We start from the raw sequence: 18445 nt of genomic DNA, 5'->3' as shown, positions 1-18445 counted from the left end.
GCACTCCACTGCGCGCAGGGCGGTTAGAAATCCTGCCACTGGCTGTCGTGACCGGCAGTGCCGAAGGACTTGCCCACGGAGCGAGGCAGCAGTGTCGCCACGCGCTTGCCGCGGGCGGCTGCCGGCTTGGTGGTGACCACCGCGCGCACCGCTGGTTTGACGGTGGACGCAGCCAGCACGGGCTTGACCGCATGATTGAGCTTGAAGACCGCCACCGCCTCGGTCAGCTGGCCGGCCTGTTCTTCCATCGCACGCGCTGCGGCAGTGGCTTCTTCCACCAGCGCGGCATTCTGCTGCGTGGCTTCATCCATCTGCGTCACGGTGAGGTTGACCTGCTCGATGCCGGACGACTGCTCCTGCGAGGCGGCGGAGATTTCGCCCATGATGTCGGTGACGCGCTGCACGCTGGCGACGATCTCGCTCATGGTGGTGCCGGCCTGATGCACCAGCGACGAGCCTTGTTCCACCTTGCTCACCGAATCGTCGATCAGGTGCTTGATCTCCTTGGCAGCACCGGCCGAACGTTGCGCCAGCGTGCGCACCTCGGAGGCGACCACGGCAAATCCGCGGCCCTGTTCGCCGGCACGCGCCGCTTCCACGGCGGCATTCAAGGCCAGGATATTGGTCTGGAACGCGATCCCGTCGATGACGCTGATGATCTCGGCGATCTTCTTGGACGAGGTCTCGATGCCCGACATCGTGGTGACGACCTGCGCCACCACCGAACCGCCATGCGATGCCACGTCGGCTGCGCCGATGGCCAGCTGGTTGGCCTGACGCGCATGCTCGGCATTCTGTTTGACGGTGGAGGTGAGTTCCTCCATCGAGGCCGCGGTTTCTTCCAGATTGGCGGCCTGTTGTTCGGTGCGCTGGGAAAGATCGTTGTTGCCGGCAGCAATTTCGCTGGCGGCTGCGCTGATCTGCGTGGCCGAGGTCTGAATGCCGGAGACAATGCCGGTGAGCTGCGCCACCGTGGCGTTGGCATCGTCGCGCATGCGGGCGAACACGCCCTGGAAGTCGCCGTCCATGCGTACGGTGAGGTCGCCTTCGGCCAGCGCACTGAGCAGGCTGGAAATCCGCTCCAGGCTCAGCGAAGTGGTTTCCAGCAGGCCATTGAGCTGCCGGCCGAATTCCAGATAGAACCCATGCTTGTCGTCCAGCGCCAGGCGCTGGCCGAAATCGCCCATCAAGGCGGACTGCACCAGCTCGGCCACTTCCTGCTGGGTGCTGACTTCGGCACTGATATTGCGCCACAGCAGCATGCTGCCGCTACGACGGCCATCGGGGGCATACAGCGGGGTCATGGTCAGATCCAGCGTCACCGGCCCGAAGCGGTAGCGCTCGGTGGTGGTGGACTGCAGCTGCCGCAGACGCTGCGTACGCGCGGCGCCTTCGCCATCGTTGCCGAACACGTAGTCCATCGGCTTGCCGACCACCGCATCGGCACTGAAGCCGGTCTGGCCCTTGGCATGAAAGGCGGGCTCGCCCTGCTTGAACGAGGTGTGCAGCGCCTGGGTGATGAACACCGCGTTGTGCTGTTCGTCGGCCAGCAACACTTCCATTTCCGAATGTTCCAGCGCGGTGCGGATGCGCAGGTTTTCGTTGGCCACCTGCGCATCGCGCTCGATGCGCTCGCGCAGGTCGCTCTGCATGCGTTGCATGGCGCCCATCAGGCGGCCCACTTCGTCCTGGCGCTGCACGGCGATCTGGTTGTCCAGCTTGCCCGAGGCGATCGCATCGGCCACGTGCGCAGCGGCCTCCAGCGGCCGCACCACCTGGCGACGCAGCAGCGCAAACAGCGCCACGCTGAGCACCAGCGCCGAGCCAAGGCCGACGGCAAGGATGGTCCACAGCAGGTGATGCGCCTGCTGCATGATCGTGGCATACGGCACCACCACGCCCAGCGCGAAGCGCTCCTGCGCCTTGCCGATCTGTAGCGGAACGTAGGCGCTGACTGCGCCGTCTGCATCGGGGGTGAAATCCAACGCGTCCTTGCCGGCCTTGATCGCCTCCAGCATGGTGCGGTGGCGTGCGTCGGTGACCTGCTTGCCGATGCGCGTGGTGTCGTGCGATGCCAGCACCACGCCGGCAGGCGAGAGCAGTTCGACATAACCGTCCTGCATCGGGCGCAAGGCGCCAAGGCGCTGCTGCAATGCCGCCAGTGCCACGTCCACGGTGACCGCGCCCAGATACTTGCCGTCCTGCAGGATCGGCGTGGACAAGGTGGTCATCAGCACGGTCTTGCCGCCGATCTTGTAATCGTAGGGTTCGGCCACGGTCTGCCGCAGCAGTGCACGCGGTTTCAGATTCCAGTCGCCCAGGCCGGGGGTTTCGTAATCGGTGAGCGGCTCGCGGACCAGTGTCTGGTCACTGCGTCCCCAGTAGGTCATGAAGCGGCCGGTGGCGTCGTGGCCCTTGGCATTGGCAAATGCGCTGTCGTTGCCATCGAAGGCCTGCGGCTCCCACAAGGTGCCCATGCCGACCCACTCGGGGTGGTCCAGCAATTGGTCGTGCACCACCGCCGCGGCGCTGTCGCGGCTGATGCCGCCATTGGCGCGTTGCACCAGCAAGGTGGTGGCCAGCGATTGGCCGGTCGTCAACGCCTGGCCAAGCTCGCTGCCGATCTGCTCGGCCTGGTAGCGCGCGGCATTTTGCATCGTGGCCTGCGCAGAGGCGCTCAATGCGCGACTGCTTTGCCAATAGGTGATGGCTGCGGTCAAACCGAAACACAGCGACGCAATGACTGCCGTACCGAACATCAGGCGGTACGCCAGGCGTCCGCTGAAACGTGAGTGGGTGGAAGGCGAGGTCATGGGCGTAGCCGCGGAAGGAAAAAGGAAAAGGGAGAAGACAACCCGGCCGAAGCGGGGCATGTGCGGTCAGTAGGTGGCCAGCGCAACCCGCGCCGGCGCGCGTGTGCCGGCATGGCCGAACGTCTTGGAGGTGGCAGCGACGATCCGGAAGCTGGACACCGCCTCATCCAGCTGCTGCGCCTGCTGCTGCATGGCATTGGCCGCTGCGGTGGCTTCTTCCACCAGCGCCGCGTTCTGCTGCGTGCTCTCGTCCATCTGGGTGACGGTGAGGTTGACCTGTTCGATCCCGGCCGACTGTTCCTGCGAGGCGGCAGAAATTTCGCTCATGATGTCGGTGACGCGCTGCACCGAAGAGACGATCTCGGCCATGGTCTTGCCGGCCTGATCCACCAGCAGCGAGCCCTCGGACACCTTGCCCACCGAATCGTCGATGAGGTGCTTGATCTCTTTGGCCGCATTGGCCGAACGCTGGGCCAGCGTGCGTACTTCCGAGGCGACCACCGCAAATCCGCGGCCTTGTTCGCCGGCACGTGCGGCTTCCACCGCGGCATTCAGTGCCAGGATATTGGTCTGGAAGGCGATGCCGTCGATGACGCTGATGATCTCGGCGATCTTCTTGGACGAGGTCTGGATACCGGACATGGTGTCCACCACCTGGCTCACCACCTGGCCGCCCTGCGAGGCCACGCTGGCGGCGCCGATCGCCAACTGGTTGGCCTGGCGTGCGCTTTCGGCATTCTGCTTGACGGTGGAAGTGAGCTCCTCCATCGAGGCGGCGGTTTCTTCCAGATTGGCGGCCTGCTGTTCGGTGCGCTGGGACAGATCGTTGTTGCCTGCGGCGATTTCGCTGGCCGAGCCGGTGATGGAACTGGCGGCCTGCTGGATGCGCCCGACGATGCCGGCCAGTTGGGTGGCCGTGGTGTTGGCGTCGTCGCGCATGCGCGCGAACACGCCATGGTACTGGCCATCCAGGCGCGCAGTGAGGTCGCCTTCGGCCAGGGATGCCAGCAGCTCGGACAGCTTGCCCAGGTTGCGGTCGCTGACCTCCATCATCGCGTTGAGGTCGTTGATCATGCGCGCCGAGTCGTGCTTGAAGCGCGTGGCATCGCCGCGTTGACTGAAGTCGCCGTTGGCTGCAGCTTGCGCCAGTCGCTTGATCTCGGTGTTGATCGCCAGCAGGCTGGCCTTGGCCGCGTCCATCGCTTCGTGCAGCACCGCACGCGTGCCGGGCAGGCGCGCGGCATTGCGCGACAGGTCGCCTTGCGCATACTCGTTGAGGATGCCGATCGCATCGACGATGGCATCCAGGTGCTCGAAGATCATCGTGTTGATGCCGGTGGCCAGTTCGCCGTAGACGCCCGGGAAATTGGTCGGCATGCGGTGGGTGACATCGTCGCCGGCATGCATGTGCACCATCACCTTGGTCTGCGCGGAGAAGCGCTCCAAGGTGTGGACCATCTCGTCGGTGGCCTTGAGCATCTGGCCGATTTCATCGGTGCCGTGTTCGGCAGTACGCACGCTCAGGTCGCCGCGCGCCACGCCCTTGATGGCCGCCAGGGCACGCGACACCGGCTCCAGGATGGAATTGCCGATCAGCCAGCCCACCAGCAGGTTGATCAGCACCAGGGCGCCACCGGCGAGCGCAACGATGCCGGTGAAAACCAGCGCCTGCGATTGGGTGTCGTCCAGGTACACGCCGGTGCCGATCACCCAGCCCCACGGCTTGTACAGCGCCGCGTACGAGGTTTTCTGCACCGGATCCTTCTGCCCTGGCTTGGCCCAGGTGTAGTCGACATAGCCGCCGCCGGCCTGCGCTGCGGTGACGAATGCTGGAAACACGCGCTTGCCGTCCGGGCTGAGCACGTCGCTCAACGGCTTGCCGACCAGGTCCGGGCGGGTGGGGTGCATCAGCATCGTCGGCGTCTGGTCGGTGACGTAGATGTAATCCACACCGCCACGTGCACGCATGGTCGACAGAGTATGCAGCGCACTCTTTTTGGCGGTCTCCACGTCGATCTCGCCCTTTTCGGCGCGTTCGGCATAGCCATTGACCACCGCAGTCGCCATCTCGATCTGGCTCTTGAGCCCATCGCGGCGCGTATCGGTCAGATCGACGTACTGCATGCGTGCGGCGATCACCGCCAACGCAATGATGCCCAGCGCAACCAGGGCAGTCTGGGCGAAGAACCTGCGCTTGAGCGGTACATTGGCCAGTGTTTTTGCAACCGTGGTCTTCAGCGTCATGGCAGATATCCAGCAAAGGAATGTGACCGGTGTAAGTCGAATAGCGACCTGATTCCGAAAATGTTGAGCCGGACACAACGCAGGTGGCGGCCGATTCGTGGCGGAGTCGACCTGCGAATGGTGTGGCTCTGCTCAGTGCGTTAACGCGCTGGCACGGCGCTTTGCGTGCTCGGCGCAGTGGCAGCGCGCTGGGCATGACAGCGAACCAGACAGTGCCTGAAAGACATGCTGTCACGCGATCGCCGACGGCGTGGGCACGGTGGCGGTTTGCACTTTCGGCGACCATTGAACGGCTCACAGCTGCCCGGCGAATTCATCAGGCAATGCGGTGACGGCGCTCAGCGTCCTGGCGCAGGCGCTGCGCATGCAGCACCGGGCAGCGCGCACGGTGTGAACGGCACCGGCGGGCGGGCCGGGCGTTTGTGCAGTCGCCGCGCCGATGAACTCAGCCGCACAAGGCGTGATGGTTCAGCGTGAACTGGCGCGTGCTACGCGTGATGTTGCCCGGGCGCTGCGTGGCAAGGTTTGCCTGCAGCGGCTCAGTTGCGCTGCGCAACGTTCACGCTGGCGACCGATTGCTGCAGGCTCTGCAGTTCGGTCCACAAGACGTGGCGAGTATCGCCGCTATGGCCCAGCGACAAGGCTTGTGCGTATTGCAGGTCGCCTTCGTGCAGGGCGCGATTGGCCTGACGGTGCTGTGCCAGGTACTTGCCCAGCTGCTGCTGCACCAGCGCGAATTTGCGTGCCTGTTCGCCCTGCGGCGCGGTGGCCTGGAAGTAGCCGGCATGCCGTGCGATCCGCTGGTGCAGATTGCCCAGACGCTCGTCGTAGGCTTCGATACGCGCCGCATCGTGCCTGGCGGCAAGCTGTGCACGTTGATCGTCGCGCAACTGCGCCAGATCCACCGCCAGCGCCTGCAATGCGGTAACCGGCACATTGTCCAGAAGCACCGAGACCGGCGCTGCCGGGGCGGCGAAGGAGGGCGGCAATGAGACGCCCGCAGCCAGCAGCGCGACGGTGAACACACAGCCCAGCACGGTGCGGGCAGAGCGGTTGGAGTTGGCGGTGTGCATGCGGACGTCCTTCGATCTAGCGCGGGCAATGCGGCCCTCAGTGCTTGTTGTATCGGCCGCACGAGCCTGCGCTTGACCGATTTTCGACCAGCGGCACGCTTGCATGGTCGTCGCAGTGACTCCCTTCTCGTGCGGGGAAAAAGCTGGTGCGCAGCGCCGGATGAAGGCACGCGCACAGCCTCATGCGCCCACCGCAAGCTGTCGACAACGACACGCGACACTGCCTCAGCAGGGTTTCCCCGCCAAAAAAAAGCCCCGACATTGCTGCCGGGGCCTGGGGACCACCTGCCGTCTGATCCGGCGGCCGTGTATCTGCAGTGGGCTTAGAACTCCTGCCAGTTCGATTCGCTGTTGCTGGCCGCGGCAGCCAGCCGGCGTTGTGCTGTGGCGGGGGCGGCGCTGGGTTTTGCGACAGCAGAGCCGGTCACCCGTTTGGCAGCGCTGGCCGACGTGGCGGCGGCCAGGCGCAGCGGTGCAGGGCGCTTGGCCGCGGGCGCCACACCGGCGACCTGCTGCACCTTGAAGATCGATACCGCATCGGACAACTGACCGGCTTGTTCTTCCATTGCACGTGCCGCGGCCGTGGCTTCTTCCACCAGCGCCGCGTTCTGCTGGGTGGTTTCGTCCATCTGCGTCACGGTGAGGTTGACCTGCTCGATCCCGGCCGACTGTTCCTGCGAGGCGGCAGAAATCTCGCCCATGATGTCGGTGACGCGCTGCACGCTGGCGACGATGTCGGCCATGGTCTTGCCGGCCTGGTCCACCAGGACGGAGCCTTCGGCGACCTTGCCCACCGAGTCGTCGATGAGGTGCTTGATCTCCTTGGCTGCGCCGGCCGAGCGCTGTGCGAGCGTGCGCACTTCGCTGGCCACCACCGCGAATCCGCGGCCCTGGTCGCCCGCGCGTGCCGCTTCCACTGCGGCGTTCAACGCCAGGATGTTGGTCTGGAAGGCAATGCCGTCGATGACGGAGATGATATCGGCGATCTTCTTCGACGAGACTTCGATGTCGGCCATGGTGGACACCACCTTGCCGACCACGTCGCCGCCTTGCGACGCCACAGCCGCCGCGCCGATCGCAAGCTGGTTGGCCTGGCGTGCGCCTTCGGCGTTCTGCCTGACGGTGGAGGTGAGCTCCTCCATCGAGGCCGCGGTTTCTTCCAGGTTGGCGGCCTGCTGCTCGGTGCGCTGCGACAGATCGTTGTTGCCGGCGGCGATCTCGCTGGCCGCGGTATTGATCGACACCGTGGCGTGCTGGATGCGCCCGACAATGCTGGAGAGCTGTTCGGTGGTGGCGTTGGCATCGTCGCGCATCTGCGCGAACACGCCGTTGAACTCGCCCTGCATGCGCTGGGTGAGATCACCTGCAGCAATGGCCTGCAGCACCTTCGACAGCGCGCCCAAATTACCGTCGGCGGTGGCCATCAGCCGGTTGAGGCTTTCCACCATTGCCAGGAAATCGTGCTGGAAACGCGCCGTATCGCCGCGTACGCTGAAGTCGCCATCGGCCGCAGCCTGGGCCAGCAGTTTGATCTCGCTGTTCATCGCCGTCAGGTTGGATTTGACGGTGTCCATGGTCTCGCTCAACACGGCTTCTTCGCCCGGCAGGCGGTCCATGTCCTGGCTCAGGTCGCCGATGGCGTAGCGCGACATGATCTGCGCGAGCTTGAGCTTGACCGCGATATGCGCATCTACCAGAGCATTGGTATCGCGCACCATGCTGCCGTATTGCCCGGGAAACGCATCCTGGTCCATGCGGAAGCTGATCTTGCCGCTGTCGTGCTGGCGGGCCATCTCCTGCTGCGCGGCGGCAACGGCCTTGAGCTGCTCCTGCATGCCGCGCATGCTGGTCAACAACTGGCCGGGCTCATCGCCTGGCTGCGGGCCGATCGGGTGATCCAGATCGCCGTGGGCGATCGCATCGGCGACCTGCGTGGCCTGCTTCAGCGGCCGCACCAGGCTGGCCGAGATCAGCCACGCCAACGCGGCGGCCAGGCCGGCCGCGAGCAGGCCGAAGGCGATCAAGGCACGGTTTGCCAGCGCCACGCTGCCCAGGATGGTGGCCGCGCCGGCGGCATTCTGCTGATTCTGCAATTCCACCGCGGCAGCAATCGCCTTGGAGCGGCGCTCCAGCAACGGCTGCGCCTGCCCACTGAGCAGCTGCTTTGCGCCCTCCAGGTGGCCTTCGCGTACCAGGCCCAGCAGCCGGTTGTTGGTGGCGCGGGCAGCGGTGAGGCTGTCTTCGATGGCCTGCCGTGCACGCAGGCCGTCGCTATTGGTCGGCAGCTGTTTCAACGCGGTCCACAGTTGTGCGTAATGTTCGCGATTGGCCTTGAGCTGCGCATCGACAGCGGGCCGCTGCTGCGGGCTCGCCAGCATGAAGTCGCGGATGTAGCGCTCGCCGAGCATGTTGCTCTCGCGCATCTGACTGAGCAGCGCTGCCTTGCGGTTATTGACCTCGACGATGATCGCGACCTGATGTTGGACGGTCTTGAACTGGGACAGCGCCAGGGCGGTGGAGCCGGCAAGCAACGCGATCAGCAACGCGAATGCCACCGCCAGTCGTCGCCCGACGGTCATGGAATGCAGGAATTTCATGGTGTTTCTCTCTGGGGAGGGTGGAAAAGAGATACACCGGTAGCGTTCGCCACCCGGAATTCTGAAGTCGCATGTTTCATTGCAGCATGCTGGCGTTCATGGTACTCGGTGGGCCAGCGCGAGGCATAGCCAAGCGATGCATCGCGCAGGCGTGGCGGCTGCGAGAATCTGCTGCTGTATTGGATGCAGGGATGCGTGCGCGTGAGCGTTGCTACAACCCGCACGCGCCAAAAAAAGCCCCGACATCGCTGCCGGGGCTTGCTCATGCGTGGTCGCCTTATCGCCTGCTCCACGCAGAGGCGTCGCTCAGAACTCCTGCCAACTCGACTCGCCGTTGGCGGCTGCGGCAATCACCGGGCGTGGCGTTGCTGTGGCCGTGGCCGCGACACCGGCCGATACAGGGGCGCGCTTGGTCGTGGCCGATCTGGCAGCGCCTGGTTTGGCGGCGGCCAGGCGCGGCGGAGCAGGGCGCTTGGCTGCAGTGGCCACGGCAGCGACCTGCTGCACCTTGAAGATCGACACCGCATCGGACAGCTGACCGGCCTGCTCTTCCATCGCACGCGCCGCGGCCGTGGCTTCTTCCACCAGCGCTGCGTTCTGCTGGGTGGCTTCGTCCATCTGCGTCACGGTGAGGTTGACCTGCTCGATCCCGGCCGACTGTTCCTGCGAGGCGGCAGAAATCTCGCCCATGATGTCGGTGACGCGCTGCACGCTGGCGACGATGTCGGCCATGGTCTTGCCGGCCTGGTCCACCAGGACGGAGCCTTCGGCGACCTTGCTCACCGAGTCGTCGATGAGGTGCTTGATCTCCTTGGCCGCGCCGGCCGAACGCTGCGCCAGCGTGCGCACTTCCGAGGCGACCACGGCAAAACCACGGCCCTGCTCGCCGGCACGCGCTGCTTCCACGGCGGCATTCAAGGCCAGGATATTGGTCTGGAAGGCGATGCCGTCGATCACGCTGATGATGTCGGCGATCTTCTTCGAGGACACTTCGATGCCGGACATGGTGGTCACCACCTGCGCCACTACGCTGCCGCCTTGCGAGGCCACCGTGGCCGCACCGATGGCGAGCTGGTTGGCCTGGCGCGCATGCTCGGCGTTCTGGCGCACGGTGGAGGTGAGTTCCTCCATCGAGGCAGCGGTTTCTTCAAGGTTGGCCGCCTGCTGCTCGGTGCGCTGCGACAGATCGTTGTTGCCGGCGGCAATCTCGCTGGCCGCGGTATTGATCGACAAGGTGGCGTGCTGGATGCGCCCAACGATATCGGCAAGTTGCGCGGTGGTGGTATTGGCATCGTCGCGCATCCGGGCGAACACGCCATTGAACTGGCCTTGCATGCGCTCGGTGAGATCGCCCGCGGCAATGGACTGCAACAGCTTCGACAGCGCGCTCAGGTTGGCATCGGCGGTCGCCATCAACTGGTGGAGGCTCTCCACCATCGCCTGGAAATCGTACTGAAAACGTGCGGTGTCGCCGCGCACGCTGAAGTCGCCGTTGGCAGCGGCCTGCGCCAGCAGCTTGATCTCGCCGTTCATCGCCGACAGGTTGGCCTTGACGGTATCCATGGTAGAACTGAGCACGGCCTTCTCGCCGGGTAGGCGGTCCATGTCCTGGCTGAAGTCGCCGATGGCGTAGCACGACATGATCTGCGCGAGTTTCATCTTGACCGCGATATGCGAGCCGACCAGGCTGTTGGTGTCGCGCACCATGGTGCCGTAGTCGCCTGGAAACGCATCGTGTTCCATGCGGTAGCTGATCTGGCCGGCTTCGTGGCGCTTGGCCATTTCCGACTGCGCTGCAAGCACGGCCTGCAATTGCCGCTGCATGCCTTCCATGCTGTGCAGCAGTTGCCCGGCTTCGTCGCGGCTGTCGACGTGGATGGCGTTATCCAGTTTGCCCTGCGCGATGGCACTGGCCACCCGCGTGGCGCGAGCGAGCGGGCCGGCGATGCTGCGGGCGATGAACCAACCGGCAAATGCAGCCAGCAGCACGACCAGCACCATCGCCACGAGCATGACCTGCACCGAGCGTTGATAGGTCGCCTCGGCCTGCGCGATCTCGCTGTCCATGTGGGCGACGTTGAACTTGGTCAGCTCGACCAAGTTCGCGAACAGGTCGCGCCGCGCCGGGCGCGATTGCTCATCGGAAACGCGATTGGCAGTGACCAGATCGCCGGCACGCACCGCGGCGCTGAGTGCGGCGTTGGCCTTGTAGTACGCGTCCAGTTTCAGTTTGACCTCGTCGTACAACTCGGTCTCTCTGCCGGCCGTGGTGGTCTTGGCGTAGGCGTCCTGCGCCGTCGCGACGTCGGCGCGCGCCTTGTCCATGCGTTCGAAATAATTCTGCACCGCCTTCGGATCGTCGGCGTGTGCCAGCTGGGCAAGTTCGTAGGTGCGGAATTCGCCGAGCAATGCGCGCATTTCGCTCAGTTGCTGCACGGCCGGTGCCCACACGGTGCCGATCTCGCGCAACAGATGTGCGCTGGACTGCATGCGCACGAGCGCAAACCCGCCCAGGCTCAAGGTGATCAACGCGGTAAAGGAAAACGCCACGGCCAACTTGCGGGCAACGGCAAGATTGCGGAACCAGTTCATAGCGGTCTTCTCGTATTGCAGAGAACGACTGGCCTCGTGGGCGCCCGTCAGTGGTTGGGCGAATGACGATGGCAGCGTCGAAAGATCCGGACAAAGGGCCAGAATCTCCGCCGGTCGTGTCGGGCCGGACGGGTGTTGCTGATGCCGGCAGTCCCCATACTGCCGGCGATCGCTCCAGCACCCATCGTGCATCGATGGCGTGGTGGAGCCTTGCGCCGCGGCATCCACGCCGCGGCGAGTGCATTACGCGGCTTGCGGTACCTTGAGCGAGCGCACCAGTCCACCGATGTCCACGATCAGCGAGACCCGCCCATCGCCGAGGATGGTGGCGCCGGAAACGCCCGGGATGCGGCGGTAATTGTTCTCGATGTTCTTGACCACCACCTGCTGCTGGCCGAGCAACTCGTCCACTTCCAGCGCGATCTTCTGGCCGTCGCCTTCGACCACCACCACCAGCGATTCCTTGGAGGACTGTTGCCCGCCGAAGCCGTAGTAATTGGTGAGCGAGAGGATCGGCAGATATTCGCCACGCACCCGCAATACCCGACCGTCGCCGGCCATCGCGCGGACGTCTTCCGGTGCCGGCTGCAGGGCTTCAAGCACGTAGGACAGCGGCAGGATCAGGGTTTCGCCGGCGACCGAAACGGTCATGCCGTCCAGAATGGCCAGGGTCAGCGGCAGGCGGATCAACACGCGGGTACCGCTGCCGGCGTTGCTTTCCAGCTGCACTTCGCCCCCTAAGCCCTGGATGTTGCGGCGGACCACGTCCATGCCCACGCCACGACCGGACAGGTCGGTCACCGCATCGGCGGTGGAGAAGCCCGGTGCGAAGATCAAGTCCCACACCTGCGCATCGGTCGGGTTGTCCGGCACGGCGATGCCGCGTTCGGCCGCTTTTTCCAGGATCTTGGCGCGATTGAGACCGCGGCCGTCGTCGCTGACTTCGATCACGATGTGGCCACCCTGGTGCGATGCCGCCAGGGTAATCGTGCCGGTTTCGTCCTTGCCGGAGGCGCGGCGCGCATCGGGCATTTCCAGGCCGTGGTCGATCGAGTTGCGCACCAGGTGCACCAACGGATCGGCGATCTTTTCGATCAGGCCCTTGTCCAGCTCGGTGCTTTCGCCAATGGTGCGCAGGCGCACTTGCTTGCCGAGGCGGCTGGAGAGGTCGCGTACCAGGCGCGGGAAGCGGCGGAACACCGCATCCACCGGCAGCATGCGCACGCCGATGACCGCTTCCTGCAGATCGCGGGTATTGCGCTCGAGCAGATCCAGGCCGGCGAACAGCTGTTCGGCATGCGCCGGGTCCAGGCCGGTGGAGACCTGCTTGAGCATGGCCTGGGTGATCACCAGTTCGCCGACCAGATTGATCAATGCATCGACCTTGTCGACGCTGACGCGGATCGAGCTTTCGGCTTCGGCAGCGGCGGCCTTGGCCGGTGTCGCCGCGGCGGCAGCAGGTTCGGCAGCGGCGCCCGGTGCAGCGGCAACGGCTGCAACCGGTGCGGCCGCCGGAGCGTCCACGGCCAGGCTCGGCGGCGGGCCGGGCACCGCCATCGGGCGGATGTCCAGCTCGCAATCGTCCACCACCCAGGCGAAGGTGTCTTCGATCTTGCTGCGCGGAATCTTGCCGATCAGGCCCAGATCCCAGGCCAGGTAGGCTTCCAGCGGGTCGATGTTTTCAAAACCCGGCATGCGCTCCAGGCGTGCGGCAATCTGCAGCGGGCCCAGGTGCTCGAGCTCACGGATGATGCGCAGCGGGTCGTTGCCGCTCATGAACAGCGACGGCGCCGGGGTGAAACCGATATGCCAGGCTTCGGGTTCTTCTTCCTTGGGCTTGGCGACCGCCGCGGCGGCCGGCGCTTCGCCAGCGAGCACGGCATTCAACCGGGTGTGCACGGCCTTGACCGCAGCCGGATCGGCCGGGGTGCCGTGTTCGGCTTCGCGCAACAGGGCGCGCAGCACATCGACCGAGCCAAGCATGGCATCGACCGCATTGGGTTCGAGCTGGCGCTTGTTGGAGCGCAGCTCGTCCAGCAGCGTCTCCAGCACGTGGGTCAGCCCTGCGACGGCGTCGAAACCGAAGGTGGCAGCGCCGCCCTTGATCGAGTGCGCGGCGCGGAACACCGAGTTGATGATTTCCGGGTCGCGGTTGCCTTCTTCAAGCGACAGCAGCCCGGCCTCCATCGCGTCGAGCCCTTCACGGCTTTCCTCGAAAAAGGTGGCGTGGAAACGTTGCAGGTCCATGCTCATGGGCGTGAAATCCGAAGCTGAAGCGAGGAGGGTTTAACCGAGAACTTTCTGCACGGTGGCGATCAGCTGTTCTGGGTTGAACGGCTTGACCAGCCAACCGGTGGCGCCGGCTGCCTTGCCTTCGGATTTCTTGTCGGCCGCCGACTCGGTGGTGAGCATGAGCATCGGGGTGAACTTGTAGTCCGGCAGCTGGCGCAGCTCGCGGATCAGCGAGATGCCGTCCATGTTGGGCATGTTCACGTCGGTGACCACCGCATTGAAGCGCTGGCCCTTCGCGCGGCCCAGCGCAACGGCGCCGTCTTCGGCTTCTTCGACGGCAAAGCCGGCAGAGGTGAGGGCGAAAGAGACCATCTGGCGCATCGACGCCGAATCGTCCACCACCAAGATACGTGCGCTCATGCGGCGTTCTCCACAGATTTCAGGTTGTCATTGGATGCGGGGAGTCCGAGCGCGTCGGTGACGCCGAGCAGACGCGCTGCATCCCTAAAAGTGTCGTTGCAGCCATCGAATTCGGTGTGCAGGCCGGCCTGGCGGCGGCTCTGCACAAAGGCGCAGAGCAACTGCACGCTGGCGGTGTGGATGCGTCGGACTTCACCGGCATCAAGCACCAGGTCGCCGTCCTGGGTGAGGAATCCGGCAAGCTTTTGCTTGAGGTCGGCGCTGGTCTCGATGCCGAGATCCTCACCCAATGTCACTGTGCTCATTGTTGCTCCGAACGGATGGTTCTATGCGTACTAACGGCGGGGGGCGGAAAAGCTTTAACGGTGAATCGTTGTGCGTGCAGGTGCGAGCAAGCTAGGCGCGCATCAATGCAGCAGATGGGTGGCATCGAGCAGGATCATCGGCTGATGGCCCAGACGTGCGACACCGCGGAACAGGTTGTTGTAGATGCGGCACAGCCGGGCGTTGTCCGGCGGCTCGATCTGCTGATCGGTGAGGCTGGTGACGTCTTCCACGGCCGACACGCGCAGGCCCATGGTTTCGCCGTTTTCTTCCAGCACCACCACGCGGGTCTGCAGGTCCATGTCCACCGGCGAAGAGCCCAGGTGGATGCCCAGATCGATCACCGGGACCACCTGGCCCCGCAGGTTCATGATGCCCAGCATGGCGCTGGGCGTGCCGCGCAGCGGCAGCAGCGGCACCGGCAGCACCACTTCCTGCACCTTGAGCAATTCCAGCGCATAGGTCTGCTCGCCGCAGCGCAGACGCAGCCAGCGGGTGCTGCGTTCGCTGGCGCGGCGTTCGGCGTGAATCTTGTCGGCCTGGCCGGGTGCCAGCAGTGCCTGCAGCCCGGTCGGTGCCGGCGCGCGTGCCGGCGCCGGTGCCGCACGGGGGGCCGGGGCGGGCGCCGGTGCCGGGGCGGGTGCAGGCACCGCGACCGGTGCGGCCTCCAGCCCGAAGGCCGGGTCGGCATCCATTTCTGCCAGCAGATCGGCGGTGATCAGGTCCACTGCAGTGGGCGCGGTTCCGAACGCCGGATCGGCATCCATTTCGGCCAGGAAGTCGGCGGCGATGTCGGCGGCGCTGGGCGCGGCCTTGGCCGGCGGGGCGAATGCCGGGTCGGCGTCCATTTCGGCCAGGAAGTCGGCAGCGATGTCGGCGGCGCTGGGTGCGGCGTTGACCGGCGGTGCGAACGCCGGGTCGGCGTCCATTTCGGCCAGGAAGTCGGCAGCGATGTCGGCGGCGCTGGGCGCGGCCTTGACCGGCGGTGCGAAGGCCGGGTCGGCGTCCATTTCGGCCAGGAAGTCGGCGGCAATGTCGGCAGCGCTGGGCGCGGCCTTGACCGGCGGTGCGAAGGCCGGGTCGGCGTCCATTTCTGCCAGGAAATCGGCGGCGATCGCATCGGCGCTGCGCGCTGCGGCAATCGCGTTGGAGGTGGCAGCTTCGGAGACGGTAGCGGCTTCGGGAAGTGCGGCCGTCTCGACCGGCGGCTCGGCCAGCGCAAGATCTGCATGCGCAAGTGCCGGCGTTTCGACCGTGGCTGCGGTGGCCGCAGGTGGGGCAACGCTCTCCACGCCCGCATCGTGCAGCAGGCCTTCCAGATAATCGTCCAATTCACCGTTGGCGGTGGGGTTGCTCATGCGGCTTGCTCCATACGCATCGCGTCATCGGCCAGCACCCATTCCAGCGCGCGGCGATACGCGGACAGGCCGCGGCCCGGATAGTCGCCGCCAACGGCGGGCACGGTCAGGGCGGCGGCGTTGCAGATTCGGGTGTCCACCGGCACCGCGTCTTCCCAGACGACCGGGCCGTAGGTGGCCTGCATTTCCTTCAGCGTTTCGGTGCCGGCGCGGGTGCGGCGGTCGAACAGCGTAGGCAGGATCGACACCGGCAGCTCGCGCCGGCGCGAGCGCTGCACCATGTCGGCGGTGCGCACCATGCTGGCCAGGCCATGCAGGGCAAGCGGCTCGGCCTGGGTCGGCACCACCACGCGGTCGCAGGCGGCCAGTGCGTTGATCATCAGCAGGCCCAGGGTTGGCGGGCAGTCCAGCAGGATGTAGTCGTGCTGGCCGGCATGCCGGGTCATGGCGTTCTGCAGCGCCAGGCCCAGGCCGGGCTGGTTGGCGCTGCGGCGTTCCAGCGTGGCCAATGCGGCTTGCGCGCACACATACGACAGGCCCGGAATGCTGCTTTCATGCGCCAGGCTGGCCAGGTCGCTTGGCGGAGTGCCGAACAGGTCCAGCACCCCGCGCGGCGGCGGGTCGATCGCCACGCCGAAGGCGCGGGTGAGCGAGGAGTGCGGATCGAGGTCGATCAACAAGACGCGGTGGCCGAGCGCGGCCAGGCCGCGACCCAATGCCAGCGTCGTGGTGGTCTTGCCGACGCCGCCCTTTTGGTTGGCGATTGCCCAGATACGCATGTCACTGCACTCCTTGAATTACGGCGGGGACGGAACTTGTGCCGCTTTCGGTGGTGACGGCCGTTTGGCCGCCGTCAGACTTGGGAAGCTTGGGCGCCCCGGCGGCGGTCGCATTTAATTGCGATGGCGGATCGGGTGCGAGTGAGCCAGCCGAGTCAGCGAGGATGATCAACACCACACGCCGGTTCGCATTCCGTCCCGCCTCAGTGCTGTTATCGGCACGTGCGCGGAATTCTCCATAGCCCACCATCGCCAATCGTTGCGGGGCGATGCCGTCGTCGGCGAACAGGTGCACCACGCTTGCCGCACGCGCCGCAGACAGCTCCCAGTTGGAGGGGAATTGCGCAGTGGCGATGGGCTGGTTATCGGTATAGCCCTCCACGCGCACGCCATTGGGCGCATCGCGCAGCACCGAGGCCAGCGTGGACAACGTCCCGCGGGCGCCGCCGGCCAGGGTGGCCGAGCCGGTGCCGAACAGGATGTCGCTGTTGATCTCCACCTCGATCCACAGATCGTTGCGGCGGATGGTGATCAGTTGCTTGTCGATCAGCGGGGCCAGCGTCTTGCTCAGCTGTTGCTCCACTGCATCCATCTGCCGCTGTGCGCGCGCCAGTTGCGCCTGGTTGCGCAGCGACACCGGCATGCGCATCTGCGCGGCCATCGACGGCAGCAGGGTGGGGTCGGTCGGGCCATTGGAAGCCGCCATCGGCGCGCCGGCCTTGATCACGGATGGGCGGTCGTAATCGGCGCCCAGGGTCTGGGTCTTGCCCAGCTGCACCGGGCTGGCCTTGTTCGACGAGCCACCGAAGGCGCTGGTCAGCGCTTGCGCCATGACCTTGTATTTGCCTTCGTTGAGCGAAGAGATGGCGTACATCACCACGAAGAACGCCAGCAGCAGCGTCATCAGATCGGCATACGGAATCGCCCACGCTTCGTGGTTGCCATGTTCTTCGTGGTGTTTGCGACGACGGGCCATAACGCGCTAATGCAAGTAGCCTGCCAATTTCGATTCGATGTTGCGCGGGTTCTCGCCCTGGGCGATGGCGATCAGGCCTTCGATCGCCATTTCGCGCTCATTGGTGCTGCAATGGATCACGCTCTTGAGCTTGGCGGCGACCGGCAGAAACAGCAGGTTGGCCGAGGCGATGCCGTAGATGGTGGCGGTGAAGGCTGCCGCGATGCCATGCCCGAGCATGGCCGGGTCGGCCAGGTTCTTCATCACCGCCATCAGGCCCAGTACCGCGCCGATGATGCCCAGGGTGGGCGCATAGATGCCCATGCCCTCGAATACCTTGGCCGCGGCAAGATCCTGACGCTCCTGGTTGTCCACTTCGATCTCCAGCATGTGGCGCATGGATTCGGGCTCCACGCCATCGACCAGCATCTGCAGGCCTTTGCGCAGAAAGGCATCCTCCTGACGCGGCAACTGGTCTTCCAGGCCCAGCAGGCCCTGGCGACGGGCGATATTGCTCCACTCGACGATACGCGCCACCAACTGCGGGCGATCGCTGGCCGGCGGCTGGATCACCCAGCGCAGGATCTTGAACGCGCGCCGGAAAACCGCCGGCGAGGTATGCAGCAGGATCGCCGCCACCGTGCCGACGATGACGATCACGAAGGCAGCCGGCGACCACAGCGACGAAATGCCGGCACCTTTCAACACGCTGCCGCCCACGATCGCCACGATCGCCAGCACCAGTCCGATTACGCTGAGTCTGTCCATGCATGCGGTATCGGCCCAGGCCCGGCGGACTTGATAGATGCGCCCGGTTGGCGCGCCAGAAAGTTGTCGTTCTGGGGAATGGGTCTGCGAATTGCCGACGTCGTTGCGGGCAATCGCGCGGGCGGGGACCGGTTCCCCGGTCGTAGAAGGTTGCGATGAACTCAATGGTGCCTCAGGTCAGCCCATGCGTTACCGAGGCGGACACAGGAAGACACGACCGACGCGGCACTAAAGCCCCTCTCCCGCCGGGAGAGGGGTTGGGGTGAGGGTACGTCCAGGCGCGGACTGTC

12 protein-coding genes are annotated in these 18445 nt (G+C 65.5%); all 12 read right to left on the bottom strand.

Annotation, left to right across the window (positions count from 1 at the left end; all coding sequences use genetic code 11):
- Positions 1 to 23 precede the first annotated feature (23 nt).
- The 12 genes from LN450_RS22460 to LN450_RS22405 all read right to left on the bottom strand — a co-directional run bounded on the left by LN450_RS22460 (position 24) and on the right by LN450_RS22405 (position 18155).
- Positions 24 to 2813, bottom strand: coding sequence for a methyl-accepting chemotaxis protein (locus LN450_RS22460; RefSeq protein WP_041855046.1), 2790 nt, complete (start codon positions 2811 to 2813; stop codon positions 24 to 26).
- A gap of 66 nt (positions 2814 to 2879) precedes the next feature.
- A complete protein-coding gene (locus LN450_RS22455; protein WP_011347241.1) occupies positions 2880 to 5057 on the bottom strand; it encodes a methyl-accepting chemotaxis protein in 2178 nt (725 codons plus the stop codon).
- A gap of 539 nt (positions 5058 to 5596) precedes the next feature.
- Positions 5597 to 6130: a hypothetical protein gene (locus LN450_RS22450; protein WP_008577780.1), complete on the bottom strand. Its 534-nt coding sequence runs from the start codon at positions 6128 to 6130 to the stop codon at positions 5597 to 5599.
- Between the two features lie 323 nt (positions 6131 to 6453).
- The gene (locus tag LN450_RS22445; RefSeq protein WP_011347243.1) at positions 6454 to 8727 is read right to left on the bottom strand and encodes a methyl-accepting chemotaxis protein; all 2274 of its coding nucleotides are present in this window, start codon (positions 8725 to 8727) and stop codon (positions 6454 to 6456) included.
- 306 nt (positions 8728 to 9033) lie between these two features.
- Positions 9034 to 11319: a methyl-accepting chemotaxis protein gene (locus LN450_RS22440; RefSeq protein ID WP_041855047.1), complete on the bottom strand. Its 2286-nt coding sequence runs from the start codon at positions 11317 to 11319 to the stop codon at positions 9034 to 9036.
- 243 nt (positions 11320 to 11562) lie between these two features.
- Positions 11563 to 13572, bottom strand: a complete 2010-nt coding sequence (locus tag LN450_RS22435) for a chemotaxis protein CheA (protein ID WP_008577777.1) — start codon at positions 13570 to 13572, stop codon at positions 11563 to 11565.
- Between the two features lie 33 nt (positions 13573 to 13605).
- A complete protein-coding gene (locus tag LN450_RS22430; RefSeq protein WP_002806565.1) occupies positions 13606 to 13971 on the bottom strand; it encodes a response regulator in 366 nt (121 codons plus the stop codon).
- Positions 13968 to 14276: an STAS domain-containing protein gene (locus tag LN450_RS22425; protein ID WP_003489692.1), complete on the bottom strand. Its 309-nt coding sequence runs from the start codon at positions 14274 to 14276 to the stop codon at positions 13968 to 13970. The genes LN450_RS22430 and LN450_RS22425 overlap by 4 nt, the downstream gene beginning before the upstream one ends.
- A gap of 102 nt (positions 14277 to 14378) precedes the next feature.
- Positions 14379 to 15653: a chemotaxis protein CheW gene (locus tag LN450_RS22420; protein WP_011347245.1), complete on the bottom strand. Its 1275-nt coding sequence runs from the start codon at positions 15651 to 15653 to the stop codon at positions 14379 to 14381.
- On the bottom strand, positions 15650 to 16432 hold the full coding sequence (locus LN450_RS22415; RefSeq protein ID WP_011347246.1) for a ParA family protein: 783 nt from the start codon (positions 16430 to 16432) through the stop codon (positions 15650 to 15652). Before LN450_RS22415 ends, LN450_RS22420 begins: the two co-directional genes overlap by 4 nt.
- Before the next feature lies 1 nt (position 16433).
- Positions 16434 to 17408, bottom strand: a complete 975-nt coding sequence (gene motD / locus LN450_RS22410) for a flagellar motor protein MotD (RefSeq protein WP_011347247.1) — start codon at positions 17406 to 17408, stop codon at positions 16434 to 16436.
- A gap of 6 nt (positions 17409 to 17414) precedes the next feature.
- Positions 17415 to 18155, bottom strand: a complete 741-nt coding sequence (locus tag LN450_RS22405) for a flagellar motor protein (RefSeq protein ID WP_011347248.1) — start codon at positions 18153 to 18155, stop codon at positions 17415 to 17417.
- Positions 18156 to 18445 lie beyond the last annotated feature (290 nt).

It is taken from the genome of Xanthomonas euvesicatoria pv. euvesicatoria (assembly GCF_020880415.1).
GTDB classification, from domain to species: Bacteria; Pseudomonadota; Gammaproteobacteria; order Xanthomonadales; family Xanthomonadaceae; genus Xanthomonas; species Xanthomonas euvesicatoria.
The sequence above is the reverse complement of the archived record's forward strand: the minus strand, read 5'-3'. Positions and strand labels throughout refer to the sequence as shown.

Excerpts from the sequence above, each read along its gene's own strand:
- LN450_RS22445 (WP_011347243.1), bottom strand. The coding sequence starts at position 8,727 with ATGAAATTCCTGCATTCCATGACCGTCGGGCGACGACTGGCGGTGGCA.
- LN450_RS22425 (WP_003489692.1), bottom strand. The coding sequence starts at position 14,276 with ATGAGCACAGTGACATTGGGTGAGGATCTCGGCATCGAGACCAGCGCC.
- LN450_RS22405 (WP_011347248.1), bottom strand. The coding sequence starts at position 18,155 with ATGGACAGACTCAGCGTAATCGGACTGGTGCTGGCGATCGTGGCGATC.
- LN450_RS22415 (WP_011347246.1), bottom strand. The coding sequence starts at position 16,432 with ATGCGTATCTGGGCAATCGCCAACCAAAAGGGCGGCGTCGGCAAGACC.
- LN450_RS22460 (WP_041855046.1), bottom strand. The coding sequence starts at position 2,813 with ATGACCTCGCCTTCCACCCACTCACGTTTCAGCGGACGCCTGGCGTAC.
- motD (WP_011347247.1), bottom strand. The coding sequence starts at position 17,408 with ATGGCCCGTCGTCGCAAACACCACGAAGAACATGGCAACCACGAAGCG.
- LN450_RS22450 (WP_008577780.1), bottom strand. The coding sequence starts at position 6,130 with ATGCACACCGCCAACTCCAACCGCTCTGCCCGCACCGTGCTGGGCTGT.
- LN450_RS22430 (WP_002806565.1), bottom strand. The coding sequence starts at position 13,971 with ATGAGCGCACGTATCTTGGTGGTGGACGATTCGGCGTCGATGCGCCAG.
- LN450_RS22435 (WP_008577777.1), bottom strand. The coding sequence starts at position 13,572 with ATGAGCATGGACCTGCAACGTTTCCACGCCACCTTTTTCGAGGAAAGC.
- LN450_RS22440 (WP_041855047.1), bottom strand. The coding sequence starts at position 11,319 with ATGAACTGGTTCCGCAATCTTGCCGTTGCCCGCAAGTTGGCCGTGGCG.
- LN450_RS22420 (WP_011347245.1), bottom strand. The coding sequence starts at position 15,653 with ATGAGCAACCCCACCGCCAACGGTGAATTGGACGATTATCTGGAAGGC.
- LN450_RS22455 (WP_011347241.1), bottom strand. The coding sequence starts at position 5,057 with ATGACGCTGAAGACCACGGTTGCAAAAACACTGGCCAATGTACCGCTC.